The organism is Rhizobium phaseoli (assembly GCF_003985125.1).
GTDB lineage: Bacteria > Pseudomonadota > Alphaproteobacteria > Rhizobiales > Rhizobiaceae > Rhizobium > Rhizobium phaseoli.
The window spans coordinates 1-566 of the sequence record NZ_ML133644.1 but is presented as its reverse complement, the minus strand read 5'-3'; the positions used below and the strand labels follow the sequence as shown (position 1 = coordinate 566).

Below are 566 nucleotides of genomic sequence, written 5' to 3'. Positions count from 1 at the left end.
GTTCCGACAAAGGCGGTCGTGCCGATATAGGTGAGGTGCTCGACATCGCTGCCAAGTGTATAGATTGCCAGTGCCGTGCGAACCGTATCGGTCCCCGCGTCGGCCGCTTCGGTGACGATATCGCCGGCATTGTCGACGATGTAGGTGTCGTTGCCCGCACCACCGATCAAGCTGTCCGCACCGGCCCCGCCATTCAGCATATCGTTGCCGGCGCCGCCGGTGATCGTGTTGGCAAGCGCATTGCCGGTGCCGGTGAAGTTGGCGGATCCCGTGTAGGTCAGGCTCTCGACATTGACCAATGCGGCGATCGAGTAGGCTGCGAGCGCCGTGCGGACTTCGTCGGTGCCGGCGCTGTCCTTGATCACATCGCTCGCACTGTCGACCACATAGATGTCGTCGCCGGCGCCGCCGTCAAGCGTGTCGTTGCCGGCGCCACCATCAAGCGTGTCGTTGCCGGCGCCGCCGGTGATCGTATTGACGAGCGCATTGCCGGTGCCGGTGAAGCTGGCGGATCCCGTATAGAGCAGGTTCTCGACATTGTTGCCGAGCGTATAGCTTGAAAGCAC

Annotated in this window: 1 protein-coding gene; it reads right to left on the bottom strand. The window is 62.7% G+C overall.

Going from position 1 to position 566, the window contains the following annotated elements; all coding sequences use genetic code 11:
• A partial coding sequence (locus tag EFD56_RS32520) for a calcium-binding protein (RefSeq protein WP_164736894.1) occupies positions 1-566 on the bottom strand: 566 nt, incomplete at both ends.